Raw genomic sequence first — 16,074 nt, 5'->3', positions numbered from 1 at the left:
ACAACGCTCTAAAGAAAATTCAGGTGGAGATTCCATGGTTCAATTCAGGTGTCATACTGTGCCCCCTACTATTCAATTCATTTCACTTATAATTTAAAGCAAGAGAGATCGTGTTCCTCAATAGTACCTAAAAAGGTGGCTGGTTGTATGCCAAAATTGCCATCAGAGTGATTACGCGATATTGTGCCTATCTCTGTTTTATTTGCCTCTTTCTCGACCTTTATAAAAAGTGCTCCCGTCTGTGTCACTAAAGTAGATTTTTCAGCACCATCAGCGATAATCAGTTGTACATTTAGTGACATATGGTTGTCATTAACAAAATCAGATAAAGCCCTTTGTACGCTATCATAACAAATTTCAATGCCGAGCTTCATTCCAGAAAAATCTTTAACAATACTATCTTGCATTCCTGCTTTGAAAAATCCTCGGCGCAAGTCCATGAAATTTAAAAAACCTTCATCAGCATAGTCAAAATCATAGTTGGTATGGGGGTGTCTTTTTTTATATTTTTCCACATGGCCACGATGAAAAAAATAAGCGGTATTTCGATAATAATTATTTGGCTCATTTTTAGCTTTTTTATACCAACAAAAGGTTCCCGGAACAATTAACATGTCTGTGTCCATAGAAAGTTCTTTTAATTTATTTTTGAAGGCATTTTTTTGTGCTTGAGAATAATATCTTTTATAACAGAGTTCAGATTGATCTTTAAATAAATATTCAGGTGCTACAAATAGTGCTTTTGGTGGCCGTGTTTTAGCATCATTTAGTTGTTTTTCTTCCTTTTTTTTACTGCTAAAATTTATAAATTGAAACTTTGACTTTTTGCTTTTATCAGAGTGATTATTCGTTTTTTTTTCAATGCTGTCTTGTAAATATTTTTTAGCAAGAACAACCCGTTTTTCCAAAATGTTTAAACGTTCTTCAAAAGAAGAAGAAAAAAAATTTTCGTCCGGTTGAAAAACAAAAACCTTAAAATGTGCTGATTCTCTCGAAAAGGAGTTGCTTTGTTCCGGTGCCGTTTTACAATTGGCGGTCATATCTTGATCGACCATATATAAACCTTTAATGATAAAATGATCAGCAAAATCAGGCTACGCGTCTAATAATGGATTATAGTAATCACGATCATCGTCCTCTTCTATTGGGTTTTGTGGATCGGCTTTATTAACAATGACATCTTCAATTTTATCAAGTTGTTTGGCTGGATTTTTTTGATGTTCAAAGAAAAATGAACGATTACATCCCCAGTTTATCAAATCTTTAGTTACTATTCCAACTCCTGCAGTTAAGACACACCTTAAACGCATCTATGTTCCACAGTACTTGAGACACTATTGCACGCAAATGGGGGCAGGACTTGAATTTTGCATTTCTCCAGTAGCTTTCGTTATCAAGGAGTTTTTACATTAGCAAAATTCAAGCCCCTCTTCTGTTGGTGCTAACCGACGATATTTCAAATCGCCCCCTTCTTCAAGCTGCCATTAACTGCATTAAATATTTTTCACAACAACCTCCCTTGTCTCATTGGACTTAAATACCTTGAGCAAATTATTGGCAGCCGAATTATCGTGATCAGAGCGAACATATTTTCCTTTGACATGATGAAAACCCGATACAACGATCTTACCTGCCTTCATTAATCTCGCCAATTCTTGTGCACGAAACTTTCGTCTGTCGTCCAGCTCAAAAATAACGAAACGGCGTAACTTGCGGGAGTATTCCGCTGAGCGTATCCGTGCCATCATCGAACGAATAATAACCTGAGCAAATAGAACCATGTTGCCATTCACCACCAAAGCTGAATCAGGAGTACCGTCAACGGTTAGCTCTCCAGCAGGAGTTGAATCATCAAGGGACCCGGCAAGTAAGCTAAGCTGAGCGCCAAGGCCTGCGCCCAAACTGTCTCGAAGAACATTCGGAGCATTGTCAAGTTCCACTGCGCCATTCCAAACTTTCTGCACAAGTGTTATCCACAATAAAATACCCAGGGCAGCTAAGCTTCCCACTCCTGTAAAGAGAAGTGCCGACGCCCCAATAGTTATTACCCATTTTAGTGCGCCATAGAAAATCTCATCGCTATCATCCACATCAACATCAATCCCCGATGTATCCATCGTCATCCCCGTTGTACCACGGATCAGTTGAGGAATAGCCACGCCATCGAAGTCGATATCAACATCAGGAGCGACATCGATAATAGGTGTATCGATTGCCCGAACCACATGCCCCGTTATTTGAATTCCATTATTGGCCATCGACATCGACAGTGATGTAATCTCCGCACCATCAACTTCCTGTCCCACTTTGGCATCTGCACCCCGCTCCAAAACCATATCCAGAAAATTTCTGTTATAGGCAATAGCAAGCCCGGTTCGTGGTGCAACGAAACTTTCTCTTATTATTAATGTCGCGGGCGTTTGCGGTGGACTGGCTGATACGGCGAAGGCATCGACACTGTCAGAACCGGCCGGTGTTAAGGTAAGCGCAACATTCCATTCAGAATCTTCAGGTCTGTTATCAGGGTCGACGAATCGTGTGGTATTCAAGCCGCTAACCAGACTATCGGCTATCGAAAGCCGTGTATTGGCAAGGATGTCTTGTACTTCGGGACTATTCATGAAATTGTCGATGTCTGCTGCGATTTCTGCAGGTGAAGGAGTTCCATCAACTCCATCATAGCGAAAACCGATCTCCGCAACTGGCTCGGCATCCACCAGGATAACTGTTAACCTTGCTGCGGCATCAAGAGGAATAGTCAATGGTGGTGCATTGGGGTCGGTAGCCGGCCGTATCTCGATCGTTCCCAGAATACGCAAGATACTCCGGGGTGAATCGGGTCCCTGCGTTATCATTGCAAACTCTAATGGATCGAGCAAAACAATAATATGAGAAGGTTGCCCTCCAATGTCCCGGTCAAATTCCATACGATCCGGGAGCCGGCCAAGTCGAGTTAACTCACGAAGAAAATCACTGATTACGCTAAAAGAAATTCCAACCGCCGCATCTGCGCTTCCTAAATCAATATTCATCATACACCTCCTTATTTGAATTAATGCAAGGATTCCTTTCAATTAATAATGATTTGGTATTGTAGATGCTTTATGCTCATTGAACGGGCTCCGGTTGCAAAAATTTGGGCGTCCTATCCCCTTACACTTACCTCGTGGGTATTGGAGCCCAGTGGAACAACTCCCCATAAGTGTTCATTTCAAAAAAACAGCAACTGAATTTAGGTATCTCTATAAATATAGCACTCAGGAAAAGAGAGTCTGTTTTTTCTGGCACAAAGTTTTTCTAAGCATGTGCGGGGGCACTTTTGCCTTTTACCATCACCTTCTTTTGTCAAGAGTCTTTTTGTACTGGCTTATGCAAAGGTTGAAATGAACTCATTTAACCGTTACCATGACTAACAATTTGAATACAAATAATTAGAACAGAAATAAAAATCAGGGGTGTTATTTATAGTATCTGAGTTTTCAAATAGCCAGAGAAATCTTCACAACAGTATTGAAAGTAGCTTTCAATACACCAATTACTGCACTCGCCAAAAAATATTAACCAAGGGAGGATTATCAAATGGATAATCAAATAAACAATCTCTTAAAATCAACTAAGAATGCTGAGCAATTGGCTTGTGCACCTGAGCAAGAAGAAATTTTTTTTAAAAGTAATGGCGTTTTAACACTAGGGGTAGAAATTGAGCTGCAACTTATCGATTCTGAAAACTATAATTTATGCTCAAGAGCAACTGATGTACTCAGTGCCACAGCCCATCTCGAAAAAATTAAGCCCGAGTTTTATTTAAGTACTATAGAGGTGAATACAGATAAATGCATTACCACCCAGGAGGTTGAAAAGGATCTTTATACAACACTTGCTGCACTACAAGGTGCAACAAAAAATTTAGGAGTTTTATTTTCAACAACTGGTTCTCACCCATTTTCTAAATATTCGGATTGGGAAGTTTCTCCTACGACGCGTTATCAGGAGTTAATTGATCGTAATCAATGGCTTACACGTCGTATGAGCGTCTATGGTCTTCATGTTCATCTTGGTATGTCTAGTGGTGAAGATTGCATTCGATTTAATAACTTTTTCATGTATTTTTTACCTCATTTATTGGCACTGTCCTCCAGCTCTCCTTTTTGGCAAGGCATTGATACCGGACTTGCTTCATGTCGTCCTACTACTTATGAGGCTCTCCCTACCGCAGGGCAGCCTTACCATGTCCGTACATGGCAAGATTTCGAAAACTTGTATAAAACATTAAAGTTGTGCGGTTCGATTAAATCACTTAAAGATTTATGGTGGGATTTAAGACCAAGTCCTGGCTTTGGAACATTGGAAATCCGTGTATGTGATGGTGCAGCAACGCTTGCAGAAACATTGGCGCTTGTTGCATTGATTCATACTCTTGCTCACTGGTTCGCTGATAATGGTAGTTGGCTTGAATCCGTAGCCTATCCTCCCTATTGGCTTTCCCGGGAAAATAAATGGAGGGCTATTCGTTATGGCCTGGATGCTGAGTTAGTAATGAATACAGAGGGAAAAACCAAGTTAATGCGTGAAGATATCAATGAATGGATTGAAAAATTAAATCCATATATTAAAAAGTTAGACTATCAAAATTATTTTTCTACTCTGCAAGTGATTATGGACTCTGGTACAAGTTCCGAACGCCAACGAAAAGTATTTGCCCATTATGATTGTCTTAAAGAGATAGTCAAGCACAACATAAACGAATTTTTATTACAAACTCCTCAATACCAATGTGAATCTGTTCTTACATAGTAACCCAATAAGCGGATCTTTAATAAAAATAAAGTCGAGGAAGACATCTATGAAAGTAACCTATATATCAAAAAAACTAGGTGAGATACTCATTAAAAGTGAATTGAATCAATATACAATGTGCTCAAAAAGATTGGTGGCAAAATCCCTTAACCAAGATGAGGTGCATTTTTTAGTCGATAAATACACCCGTCTTTTAGAAAATCCTGAAAATACACTGTTGTTTGGTAAAGGAGAACCCTGGACGCCTGAAGCAGTAGAAGAGTTCATCCAGGAAGGGACCAAATGTTGGAACTCTGGTAACAAGTTCTCTGTGTTTTCAATTTACCTTTCCGCGACTCAAGAGTTCATTGGTTATCTCCATATAAAACATTCTTTAAACGATTTCTCGAAGGTAGGAATTGGTCATACTAATGTTGGGGAGATTATTTATATTATTGATCAAGCGTTTTGGGGAAAAGGCTATGGAACTGAAATTGCCGTCTTAGGAAAAAAATTCATTAAACACATTATTTCTGATTGTGCCAATGAAACCTTAGAAAAGGATATTAAAGAAATTGTTGCTACAACTCATCCTTCTAACGAAGGCTCAAAAAAAATTTTACAGAAAACACTAAAAAATCAGGAGCAGCACGAATTTACTAAATTTAATGGACAGCCTCGTCTATTATTTTTCAAACCCTTAAAAACCGATGTTACCTTGATCGATGAATCTGACGTTTTAACCGCAAAATTATAAATAAGGAGGAACTATGTGTGGTATTGCCGGCGAATTCCAATTCAATAAAAAAAATATTCCTCTTTTTAATTTGGAAAAGGCTTTGCTTAAGCAGTTCAACCGCGGCCCTGATGATGGTCAAATATACCTTACGAAAGGTATGGCGCTGGGACACAGAAGGCTGAAAATATTCGACCTGTCTTCTCGTGGAATGCAACCTATGGTTGATTCAGATTTAGGTCTAGCATTGGTTTTTAATGGAGCAATCTATAATTTTGTGGAACTACGTGAGGTCTTAAAATCTAAGGGATACTCTTTTATTTCAAACAGTGATACCGAGGTACTTCTCAAAGCCTATCATGCATGGGGGAAAGATTGTGTGCATCGTTTTTCTGGTATGTTTGCTTTCGCAATCTGGGAACAAGATACAGGCAACCTCATACTTGCCCGCGATCGTTTAGGCATTAAACCTCTTTATTACAGCGCTGATGCAAATTATGGATTTAAATTTGCATCTACTTTACCTGCATTAATCGAGTTTGGTGATATCGATACATCAATTGACAAAACTGCACTTCATTATTACCTGACATTTCATGCTGTCCCTGAGCCGCTTACTATTTTATCTGGTGTAAAAAAACTTTCTCCAGGCTCCATAATGACCATTCATCCTGATGGTAAAATTGTAGAGGAGACCTACTGGGACTTAAATTTTGATAATACAAAAGCCGATCATTATCGTGATGAAAATTATTGGATAAAGGAAACTTATGAGGTATTGAAATCAGCAACGCATCGTCAATTAGCAGCAGATGTTCCAGTCGGTATTCTGCTTTCAGGAGGGTTGGACTCTTCGTTACTCGTGGCGATGGCTTCCAAACTTGGATATAAAGAAATCCAAACATTCTCTATAGGTTTTGATAGCTTAAACGGAAATAAAGGCGATGAATTTTTCTATTCAGATCTGGTTGCTAAACACTTTAATTCACAACATCGGCAAATGTTTATTTCAAACAAGCAATTAGCCTACTCATTGGGAGAATGTATTTCTGCAATGTCAGAACCTATGCTAAGTCACGACAATATTGGTTTTTATCTTCTCTCTCATGAAGTTGCCAAATACGTTAAAGTAGTACTTTCAGGTCAAGGTGCTGACGAAATCTTTGCAGGTTATCATTGGTTTCAAAATATACATGCAAATCCAATGTTACCGTCACAGTCAGCGCAAATAATTTTTAACAAAGTAGCAGATCGTTCTTTTAAAGAATATCAGCAACTTGTAATGCCCGATTTTCACACCTCATTTCATGCTTCTGATTTTTTAATTAAACTTTGTGAAAAAAATAATTCTAAAAACCCCATTGATAACCTGCTTAAATATGAAAGTACCTTTGCACTAGCAAATGGACCTTTAAGTAGAGTTGATAACATGACCATGGCCGCAAGTCTTGAGGCAAGAGTACCCTTTCTGGATGAAGAAATGCTTAAGCTCGCTCTTTCTATGCCCCTTCAATATAAATTACCACAAAAAGGGAAATATATTTTGAAACAACTTGGAAGAAAAATGCTCCCTAAACAAATTGTAGATCGCCCAAAAGGATATTTTCCTGTCCCAGCATTGAAATATTTAGAAGGAAGCACCTTAGAGTTAATGCGTGATGTACTTTCTCCTGAAAACATAAAGCAAAGAGGCATTTTTAATTTACAAGCAGTTCAAGACCTATTTACAAGCGCAACAAAGAATTTTACCCCCTCAGGTATCTCTAAACTATGGCAAGTTGGCTTACTTGAATATTGGTTGCAACAGCATAAGTTGTAAACAGCATGGTTGCCGCAAGCAAGCGCGTAGGCTGGGTCATTTGACCCAACAAAAATTTATCATCTCCTTATGCCGGTAGTACATGGAGTACGAACAATTTCTCCGGTTTACTACAACCTATTTCTTTGGGGAAACTGGATAGGTTCCCTGTTGATTATGGAAAAAACCAAGAAGAATACTTCCGTTTCATATTGTACGATTATTTAAGCAAGCATTGACAATTGACTTACACCGGGGTATCTGGCAGATTACACATATCCATATTTAGCATCATCAAAATATAGAAAATTGTATTTCGTCGCCCAAGGGGTACATGAAGGAAGAGACTTTAATGAAAATATTTGGTGTTTATATCGTATCTGATAAAGATGAAATTATTTTATCTGTTAATAATGAAACAGACTCTATCTCGAGCTTCTTTCCTATAAAAAAAGATGATCCGTTTATTACATCTAGCACGTTGAAATACGCAAGTAAAAATCCCAAACATTTCCCCTATAAACACGAAAAAAAGTTTTACTATGGAATAAACGATGGAACAGGCAACGTGTACTTCCTTGTTTCAGATGTAAAAGACAATGAATTAGTTAAGACTTTATTAGCACAAATAAAGGAAATTGACTTAACAGCGGAAACACAACAAAACAAGTCGATTGCTATTAAAAATAAGATCTCAGTGTATGCAAATGAAACAACTATGTCAGTGGCTCCTGGTATTATTTTCCGTGATCTAAAAAATAGATTTAATAATCTTTGGTCTTAGCTTCGCACTAGTTCCTAATCACCAACAAGCGTAGCCTGGTCGCGCACAACCAGGTTTCACCAGCAAAAGCAGCAAAATAATGCCATGACCGTTGTTAGAGTGAAATACTCGTTGCAAGCTACCTAATCACCCCGCTATTCTATAGAGCAACTCTGAAAAGTTCTTATAACCTCGTGCGTCTTATTATTAATAATAAATCCATTATAGTGCGTGGTTTGATTATGTGCCTTTGCCATCATCCAGAGATAGAGCTCCTCTATATCATCACTATCCCTTTCATCTATAGTTTTCTCTTCTACATATAACTTTGCAGTATAAATAAACATCATTCAGTCCTCATTAAATATTAATATTTAGTGATATCAAGAAAGAACAATTGTTTATTTTTTATCCTTATTCGAAAATTGATCTGTATCCCTTCCTTTTAGTATGGCATAAATACCGCTTTAAGGATCTATCCGATTTAAACGGGGTAAAGATACCTATTGGTGATGGATAACATAGAAATGAATACTTCTTGTTGAACATTTATTTAAGAGCGGCCAATTTGTGCTTTAGCCGTATTTACGGAATGCCCCCATTTAAAGATAAAATAACCAGCTTTTTATAAGATTTATATGTTATACTATGTCTTTGGCTTAATTAACCACCTATTATCTTCTTATTGTCTATCAGGTGAAATTCATTTTCTCATCACTGTAATTTCTTCACTGTATCTTTTAGTCACTTAGAAGCAAATTGACTATTGGATAGAGGAATTTATGAGCGCTAACACCTGCCATTATTGTCTGGAAATTAAAGATCATTTTTCGATAAGAGGGCAATACCGAGCTCCAAACGGGAAATTTCTTTGCTATAGACTATGCCAATTGTGTTCCGATAAACTAATTAGAATCAATACATATTCTGATAAACAAAGTCGTCATGTATTCTTAAATACAGTAAAAGATAATGCTAAAAAAAATCCATTATATACTGATGGAGTAGTTTAACCTTAAGCTCTCTATCACCATAATAAGCTACGAAAGAGTGTCTCGAAACCTCATATTAGGATGAACCAATATGAGGTCATTTTTTTAGGCAACATTAACACTGATCGTATCATCCTCAATACGCACAGGGTATATCTTCAAATTTTTAGGTTTACTTAGCTTGCCAAGTACGGTACCTACAACTGGAGGCCAGGGTGACCAGCATTCAGGTTTACCTGTGGTAAGATTAAAAGCACTTTTGTGAAAAGGGCAAACGATAGTGTTTTCATCCGTTATCATACCTTTAGCCAAGGGTAATTTGAAATGAGGGCATTGGGAAGCAACAGCGTGAACTGCATTATTATGCCAGAGCAATAAAATTTTATGACCATCAATGGTCTCACAATGACGCTCTTTTTGCTGCAGTTGACTTAGGGTAATTGTTTGTTTCCAAGACATAGTAGTTTGATCCTTTTCGTTTTTTAAGATAGCGGATCGTTGGGATTTTAGCAGAAAGAATATCGACTTCCCAGCAAGCCAACTCTATATTGCTCCGAAAATAATTTACTTCTTGGGATTTTGGGGTGCTGAATAGACGCTTTAAATGGATATTTAAGGTGTGGGGGCATAAGACTGAACATTATTCGACGGATAGTAAGGGAAAATACTATTGGCTTTATAATTGCAATAAAGCCAACAAGATCATTTGCAGAGCAAGTCATAGTGCCTCCTGCCTTAAATATAAGTCATCTGGTCGCTCCTGGCGCCTTGCAGCCAAGCGACGCTTACTGGCCTCCCATTAATCTCAAATCATTATTGATTATTGTTAATTTAGATATATAGTGCTCAGCAAGCACGGGATCATTTACTACTCTGGATAATTTGCCCCAAACAATATGATCCTCATTTTTATCGGTAGGATATAACATCCATGATTCAGAATAGCGATCTTTTAGGAAGGCAATTGCCATATTATTTAAGTCAATAATGCTATTAATAAACACGCTTTTCGCATCTTGGGGGTTTTGGTACACTGAAGCCATTCCCATGATTAATTCAAAATAAATACTCGCTATGTCATGGGGATCTGCGTCTTTTAAGAGATCAATTGTAATTTTTTCTGCGGGCCATCTAATGATCGGAACTTCATATATTCCATAAATTTCCCTGACAATGGGCAAAGGATTAGAAATACTCTCCCCCATACTGTCGTTGTCAATTAAAGAGAACACATTTGTTTCAATATCATAGAACGTATTTTCCGGATGAAAATCATCATGAATTACCGACAGCAGATTTCTTGGCGATATAAATTGCTCACTGCCAATGATGCTTTTATGTAACTCACTGGTTTGACGACCAATTTTATAAAAAATATCTTTAAGTTTGTTTATATCTCTATTTTGCAGCAGTTCATAACTCATTGTTTTAAAAAGTTCTTTTCCATGGGCAGCTTCAAGAATAGCGAAATAATAATTATTTATATCATTTTTTACTGTGTAATACTGGATTAACTTACTTAAACAAATGGTAGCGGCTTCAGGATTATTTTGAATCTCTTGTAGTTTGGAATAGTTTTGTAATGCATACAAAGACTCAGCTTCTTTTTTAGTTGAAAGCCCTTTTATAACAAATTTCATTTGATTGTCTATATAAACAAGATAGATAAAATTATTTGCAGCTCCTGCTTTTAATTTTGTGACCGAAACATTTTGTTCATTAAAACCATTTGCAGCGGCAAAATGTTTCGCAACGTAAAGAGCAATTTCAGGCTCCCAAACTTTGGTAACCCTATTAGAAAAAGTCCCAAAGTCATATCGTTCAATATTGGCGGCGATCGAATTGCCGGGCATTAAACAGACGGCTAGGACACTAACAATAAAAATATAATTTAATAGACTTAGAGTTTTGGATTTAAGTATAGAAAAGTTCAATTCATATCTCAAAGGATTAAAAGTGACCAAAGTGTATGTCATGTGACATGTAGGATCAATAGGTTATACTTGCTTTGCTATTATGCATAACTCCCATTTCCTTGTCCCTGCTCAAGCAAAAAGCATAGACGATTTGCCTGCAGGCGCTTCGAGTTACTATGAGAAGAACTTTGACTTAATAATTACCTTCCAAAAAACCAAGATGTAGCAAGAGTCATTTGCTATAAGTAAACTCATTAGTAAACCACAACAATTTGAACTAAAATTAACCAAAAATGAGAAAAGATAAAATGGTGTCCGTTTCTGGAAACGTGCCAGTAAAATTTTTACGCTTCTATGCACGTTCGTTAAAGCACGAAAGGAGAAACGAAAATGAAAATATTGATGGTGTTAACCTCCCATGATCAACTGGGCAATACTGGGCACAAGACCGGTTTTTGGCTTGAAGAGTTCGCTGCACCCTATTATGTTTTCCTCGACGCAGGTGTCGAACTGACCTTGGCCTCTCCGAAGGGTGGGCAGCCTCCGGTCGATCCGAAAAGTGATTTGCCAGAAAATCAGACTCCTGCAATGGAGCGGTTCAAGAAGGATGACATGGCGAAAAATGCGCTTTCCCATACTGTCAAACTTGCCGACATGAAAGCGGAAGATTTTGACACGATATTTTATGTCGGTGGCCATGGGCCTTTGTGGGATCTTGCCGAAAGTTCCGTTTCAATCAACTTGCTCGAATCCTTCTACAATTCCGGAAAACCCGTTGCGTTGGTATGCCATTCCCCAGGCGTGCTGCACCGTGTAACCTACAAAGGCGCACCTATTGTGCAGGGCAAACGTGTGACTGGTTTTTCCAACAGCGAAGAAGAAGAAGTGAAACTGACAAAAGTGGTACCCTTTCTCGTTGAAGATGAGTTAAAACGACTGGGTGGACACTATGAAAAAGCCCCAAATTGGCAGAGCTTTGTAATCACTGATGGCCGTCTCATCACAGGACAAAATCCCGCATCGTCCACTGCGGCAGCTCAAGCGCTTCTCAAGCTCATCTCGCGGAACAAGAAGGCAGCTTAGGTTTAAACCCCTGCCTTTCCCAATCAATATAGGTTCAACCTGGTTGCTTGCAACCAGGTACCAGAAACAGCCTGGGGTGATATTTCAGTGGGCGAAATAACAAAGAAAGGACAGACCGTTAGTGCGCTATTTTATTGAATCATGCTGTTATGAAAAACTCATTAACAATGAGGGCAAAACATACACAGTCGGGACTTTGAATTTTGCTTTTCGTTAGTAGCTTTCTTTATCGCGACAGTACCTGGTTGCAAGCAAACAGGCTACACTTGCAGGAAAAGATTAATATACAAGGAGAGATGGTGATGGATTTACAATTAGAAAATAAAAAGGCATTAGTAACAGGTTCTACTGCAGGTATTGGACTCGCTATTGCACAACAACTTGCCGCTGAAGGAGCTGTGGTAGTAATCAATGGGCGAACAGAACAACGCGTACACGAAGCGATAAAACAAATAAAAATAAAGACACCTCATGCCCAGTTAATTACAGCAGCTGCTGATATAGGTAAAAAGGAAGGAATAAATAAATTAATAGAAGAAGTCCCCGAAATAGATATTCTTGTTAATAATGCTGGAATTTATGATGCCAAACCATTTTTGGATATTTCCGATGAGGAATGGCTGCAGATGTTTGATGTTAATGTAATGAGCGGGGTACGTTTAAGCAGACATTACTTGCAATCTATGTTGAAAAATAATTGGGGGCGAATTATTTTTATTTCCAGTGAGTCAGGTGTGCAAATACCAAGTGAAATGGTGCATTACGGTATGAGCAAAACGGCACAATTAGCCGTGGCCAGAGGAATAGCAGAAAACCTTGTAGGAACTGGTATTACGGTAAATTCAGTCCTTCCAGGGCCGACGCGAAGCGAAGGAGTTAACCAATTTATAAATAGCTTGGGAAAATCACAACAAAAAACAGCCGAGCAAATTGAACAAGAGTTTTTTGCGACCATGCGCCCTTCTTCTCTTATTAAGCGTTTTGCAACTCCCGAAGAAATCGCTAATGCAGTCACTTATCTATCGAGTCCCTTAGCTTCTGCAACTCATGGAGCTTCTGTGCGAGTCGATGGGGGAATTATCCGTTCTATAGTTTAACTTCCTATAAGTGCTGCAAGCAACAGGATACACTATATTCGTGAGTTGATAACTTATGCTATTTCATCTAGATTATAAATAATAGAAACAATAGGGAATACAAGATTGTTGTATGTGTTCCAATTCAAGGATGAGACCTATGTCGCTATTAATCAATTACATGAAGACGTTACGCTTCCTCTTAAGACGGAAGGATCTGGGTTCTTTTGTCAAAGAGCACGACCGCCTGTTCTATCTTGCAAAGCAAACTCACAATCATGCAGTCGTTGCCTCCCATTATTATGATCTCATGGCGGAGGTAATTGAGATTGCTTACGGCACCAGTTGGGTTTTTTATCCGCCGGATCATGCGGGACAATCACGCGAGGAGACCATTTCAAACTTACATAAGCGGATCAATTCAGTACTCTGTCTTTTACCCGGAAATACGGCCCTCGATATGGGCTGTGGCCTTGGTGGCGCAGCACGTGATATTGCCCGTCTTTCTCAGGGGAAGGTGCTTGGGGTCACCTTATCTCAGGCTGAAGTAGAGCGGGCGAATGCCCTCAATCGTGAGCAAAATCTGGATCACTTATGCGAAGTCACTCAGGGAGATTATACACAAAATTTGCCGTTTCCTAATGACTCCCTGAGCTCAGCTTACAGCATTTACTCCCTTAAATACATTTCCAAGGACCTGCTTCCCCAAGTATTCAAAAACATCCATCGTGTAATGCAACCGAATGCACGATATGTAGTCTATGATGCAGTTCTGACCTCTAAATACGATATGAACAACCCACAGCATCGCGCGTTGGTTGAGCGGATTGAGTTTGTGACGGGTATGCCTCCTCTGCACACGAGTGAAGATCTGATCGATGCGGCCCGCAGCGTGGGCCTAAACCTGGTCTCTGAAACAGAAACATCAAAAGATCTTGGTTGGAGTTATTTTTTTACTGAAAACAAGCTCCTGGCTGGGGCGCTTCGTTCTCAGATAGTGGGGAGCGCGATTTTAGGTCTCGAAACGGTTCGCTTCTTTCCAAATGGATTTTCAGACTTCTACAACACGTTCATCGCAGGGACTGTGAATGCCCTGGTCGATGCAGACCGCTTAGGGATTGTGTCGTTCTCTCGGTTGCTCGTCTTTACAAAGACCGACTCCTGATGTTTTTAAAAGGACTCTAAAACCATGAAAATATTGGTCACAGGAGCTAGTGGACACATTGGAAATAATCTCATTTCTGAGCTTATTAAAAAACAATATGATGTCCGAATACTTGTGCGAAGTGAACTACCCAAATACCTCGCTCATTTTCCGCTGGATGTGTGCGAAGGAGATATTTTACATCCGGAGTCCTTGTATGAAGCTACTCGAGATATTGATACCGTTTTTCATTTAGCCGCGAAAATTGCGATTACTAATCGAGAGGCAGAAGAAGTCCGTAAAACCAACATCCAAGGCACCCAAAATGTTGTCAATGCGTGCCTTAGAAATCAAGTAAAAAAGCTAGTTCATTTCAGCTCCATTCACACACTGATTCAAAATTCTCAAAAATCTAATGCTGCTCACATTTTAAATGAAAATTCCCCTCTTGTTTTAGAATCCGTGAATATTTACGATCAATCTAAAGCCCATGCTGAAAAGATAGTGCTTGATAGTTGTGAGCAAGGATTAAATGCAGTGGTGGTTAATCCCACGGGAGTAATTGGACCTAATGACTATAAATTATCACTCATGGGCACTGCAATAATTAAAATATACAAAGGACACAACCCAGTTTTGGTGCGTGGGGGATTTAATTTTGTTGACGTACGTGACGTGGTTCAAGGTGCACTAACTGCTGCCGAAAAAGGTAAATCTGGAGAGCGCTACATCTTGGGTGGCCATGACATAAACATGCATTATTTAGTACGATTGATGTCCACTGTAAGACAAAAGAGAATGACTCGTTTGTTCCTCCCCCCAAACATGCTTTACTTTGTGGTACCCCTCATGCAGTTTTTTTCTAAAATCACTAATACAGAACCGCTCTTTACCAAATACGCAATTGAAACGTTGATGTATCCCCCAACGATAGATTGTACGAAAGCCGAAAATGAATTAGGGTACAAAAAAACAAAAATTGAAACAACAATCCATGATACTCTTGATTGGTTTTCACAGTCTGGCAAAATAAAATTATGACTCAAAACAATCTCACTTTATTTCTTTATTTCTGGAGTGCTTTAGCCGTTATCGTATTCTTCACGCTTTTTTTCAAACGAGCGCCTTATGGCCGTTATGACCAAGAGGCTCAATCACTTAAAATCCCTGCACATGTTTCATGGTGTTTTATGGAATTGCCATCGGTGATCACCTTTTTGGTAGTTTTTCTCATAGCAAAACCATCAGCTTATACCTGGGTATTTTTTGTAATGTGGCAATTCCATTACGTCTATCGTTCCTTAATCTATCCGTTTCGCTTGAAAAATGCGAAAATGGTTCCAATTGTTATCACGATATCCGCCACTTTTTTTACGGCGGTGAATGGTTTGGTAAATGCCTATTGGCTCACTCATTTTCAAGAAATTACCTTATCCACGTTACAATCACCCCATTTTATCGTTGGTTTGATACTTTTTGTCTCGGGATTTATAATCAATCAACATTCGGATAACATTCTGTTTAACATGAATAAAAATAAAAAACCCGGATCATACCAAATACCCTACGGTGGAATGTTTCGTGTTTTGAGCAGCCCAAATTACTTTGGTGAAATTCTCGAATGGATTGGTTGGGGTGTGGCGACTTGGTCACTTGCTGGTTTTTCTTTTACTTTGTGGACAATAGCCAATTTAGCCCCTCGGGCGATTACCCATCATCGTTGGTATCAGGCACATTTTTCCGATTATCCTCAGGAAAGAAAAGCGCTAATTCCGTTTCTTTTTTGAAAA

Annotated in this window: 15 protein-coding genes; 9 read left to right on the top strand and 6 right to left on the bottom strand. The window is 38.8% G+C overall.

All coding sequences use genetic code 11. The features are described from left to right. Window positions 1-86 precede the first annotated feature (86 nt). The 3 genes from Lpar_RS05335 to Lpar_RS05325 form a co-directional block, all read right to left on the bottom strand. The gene (locus Lpar_RS05335; RefSeq protein WP_058516948.1) at window positions 87-1,055 is read right to left on the bottom strand and encodes a carbon-nitrogen hydrolase family protein; all 969 of its coding nucleotides are present in this window, start codon (window positions 1,053-1,055) and stop codon (window positions 87-89) included. Between the two features lie 39 nt (window positions 1,056-1,094). Beyond that, the gene (locus tag Lpar_RS05330; protein ID WP_058516947.1) at window positions 1,095-1,310 is read right to left on the bottom strand and encodes a hypothetical protein; all 216 of its coding nucleotides are present in this window, start codon (window positions 1,308-1,310) and stop codon (window positions 1,095-1,097) included. A 183-nt stretch (window positions 1,311-1,493) separates the two neighbouring features. Further along, window positions 1,494-3,035, bottom strand: a complete 1,542-nt coding sequence (locus Lpar_RS05325; RefSeq protein WP_133133956.1) for a hypothetical protein — start codon at window positions 3,033-3,035, stop codon at window positions 1,494-1,496. A 544-nt stretch (window positions 3,036-3,579) separates the two neighbouring features. Here Lpar_RS05325 and Lpar_RS05320 point away from each other — a divergent pair. From Lpar_RS05320 to Lpar_RS05305, 4 genes are all read left to right on the top strand, one after another. Further along, window positions 3,580-4,794: a carboxylate-amine ligase gene (locus tag Lpar_RS05320; RefSeq protein ID WP_058516945.1), complete on the top strand. Its 1,215-nt coding sequence runs from the start codon at window positions 3,580-3,582 to the stop codon at window positions 4,792-4,794. Window positions 4,795-4,843: 49 nt separating this feature from the next. Then, on the top strand, window positions 4,844-5,533 hold the full coding sequence (locus tag Lpar_RS05315) for a GNAT family N-acetyltransferase (protein ID WP_058516944.1): 690 nt from the start codon (window positions 4,844-4,846) through the stop codon (window positions 5,531-5,533). Between the two features lie 13 nt (window positions 5,534-5,546). Further along, window positions 5,547-7,331, top strand: a complete 1,785-nt coding sequence (locus tag Lpar_RS05310) for an N-acetylglutaminylglutamine amidotransferase (protein WP_058516943.1) — start codon at window positions 5,547-5,549, stop codon at window positions 7,329-7,331. Between the two features lie 313 nt (window positions 7,332-7,644). Next, window positions 7,645-8,094, top strand: a complete 450-nt coding sequence (locus Lpar_RS05305) for a hypothetical protein (protein ID WP_058516942.1) — start codon at window positions 7,645-7,647, stop codon at window positions 8,092-8,094. A 134-nt stretch (window positions 8,095-8,228) separates the two neighbouring features. On the opposite strand, the gene Lpar_RS05300 is transcribed toward Lpar_RS05305, so the two are convergent. The 3 genes from Lpar_RS05300 to Lpar_RS05290 all read right to left on the bottom strand — a co-directional run bounded on the left by Lpar_RS05300 (window position 8,229) and on the right by Lpar_RS05290 (window position 11,041). After that, entirely contained in the window at window positions 8,229-8,423 is a 195-nt protein-coding gene (locus tag Lpar_RS05300; RefSeq protein WP_058516941.1) for a hypothetical protein, read from the bottom strand. Window positions 8,424-9,170: 747 nt separating this feature from the next. After that, complete coding sequence (locus Lpar_RS05295; protein WP_058516940.1) at window positions 9,171-9,524, bottom strand: Rieske (2Fe-2S) protein; 354 nt, start codon at window positions 9,522-9,524, stop codon at window positions 9,171-9,173. 326 nt (window positions 9,525-9,850) lie between these two features. Next, window positions 9,851-11,041, bottom strand: coding sequence for a hypothetical protein (locus Lpar_RS05290; RefSeq protein ID WP_058516939.1), 1,191 nt, complete (start codon window positions 11,039-11,041; stop codon window positions 9,851-9,853). A gap of 330 nt (window positions 11,042-11,371) precedes the next feature. Here Lpar_RS05290 and Lpar_RS05285 point away from each other — a divergent pair, with 330 nt between their 5' ends. From Lpar_RS05285 to Lpar_RS05265, 5 genes are all read left to right on the top strand, one after another. Further along, on the top strand, window positions 11,372-12,064 hold the full coding sequence (locus Lpar_RS05285; protein ID WP_058516938.1) for a type 1 glutamine amidotransferase domain-containing protein: 693 nt from the start codon (window positions 11,372-11,374) through the stop codon (window positions 12,062-12,064). Between the two features lie 302 nt (window positions 12,065-12,366). Continuing rightward, window positions 12,367-13,161 carry an SDR family NAD(P)-dependent oxidoreductase gene (locus tag Lpar_RS05280; protein ID WP_058516937.1) on the top strand — a complete coding sequence of 265 codons (795 nt, stop codon included), beginning with the start codon at window positions 12,367-12,369 and terminating at the stop codon, window positions 13,159-13,161. 139 nt (window positions 13,162-13,300) lie between these two features. Then, a complete protein-coding gene (locus Lpar_RS05275; RefSeq protein WP_058516936.1) occupies window positions 13,301-14,305 on the top strand; it encodes an SAM-dependent methyltransferase in 1,005 nt (334 codons plus the stop codon). A gap of 24 nt (window positions 14,306-14,329) precedes the next feature. Next, window positions 14,330-15,325, top strand: coding sequence for an NAD-dependent epimerase/dehydratase family protein (locus Lpar_RS05270; protein ID WP_058516935.1), 996 nt, complete (start codon window positions 14,330-14,332; stop codon window positions 15,323-15,325). Continuing rightward, on the top strand, window positions 15,322-16,071 hold the full coding sequence (locus Lpar_RS05265) for a DUF1295 domain-containing protein (protein ID WP_058516934.1): 750 nt from the start codon (window positions 15,322-15,324) through the stop codon (window positions 16,069-16,071). The genes Lpar_RS05270 and Lpar_RS05265 overlap by 4 nt, the downstream gene beginning before the upstream one ends. The last annotated feature ends 3 nt before the right edge of the window (window positions 16,072-16,074 follow it).

Source organism: Legionella parisiensis, assembly GCF_001467945.1.
Lineage (GTDB): Bacteria > Pseudomonadota > Gammaproteobacteria > Legionellales > Legionellaceae > Legionella > Legionella parisiensis.
This window is presented reverse-complemented; position numbering and strand designations above follow the sequence as displayed.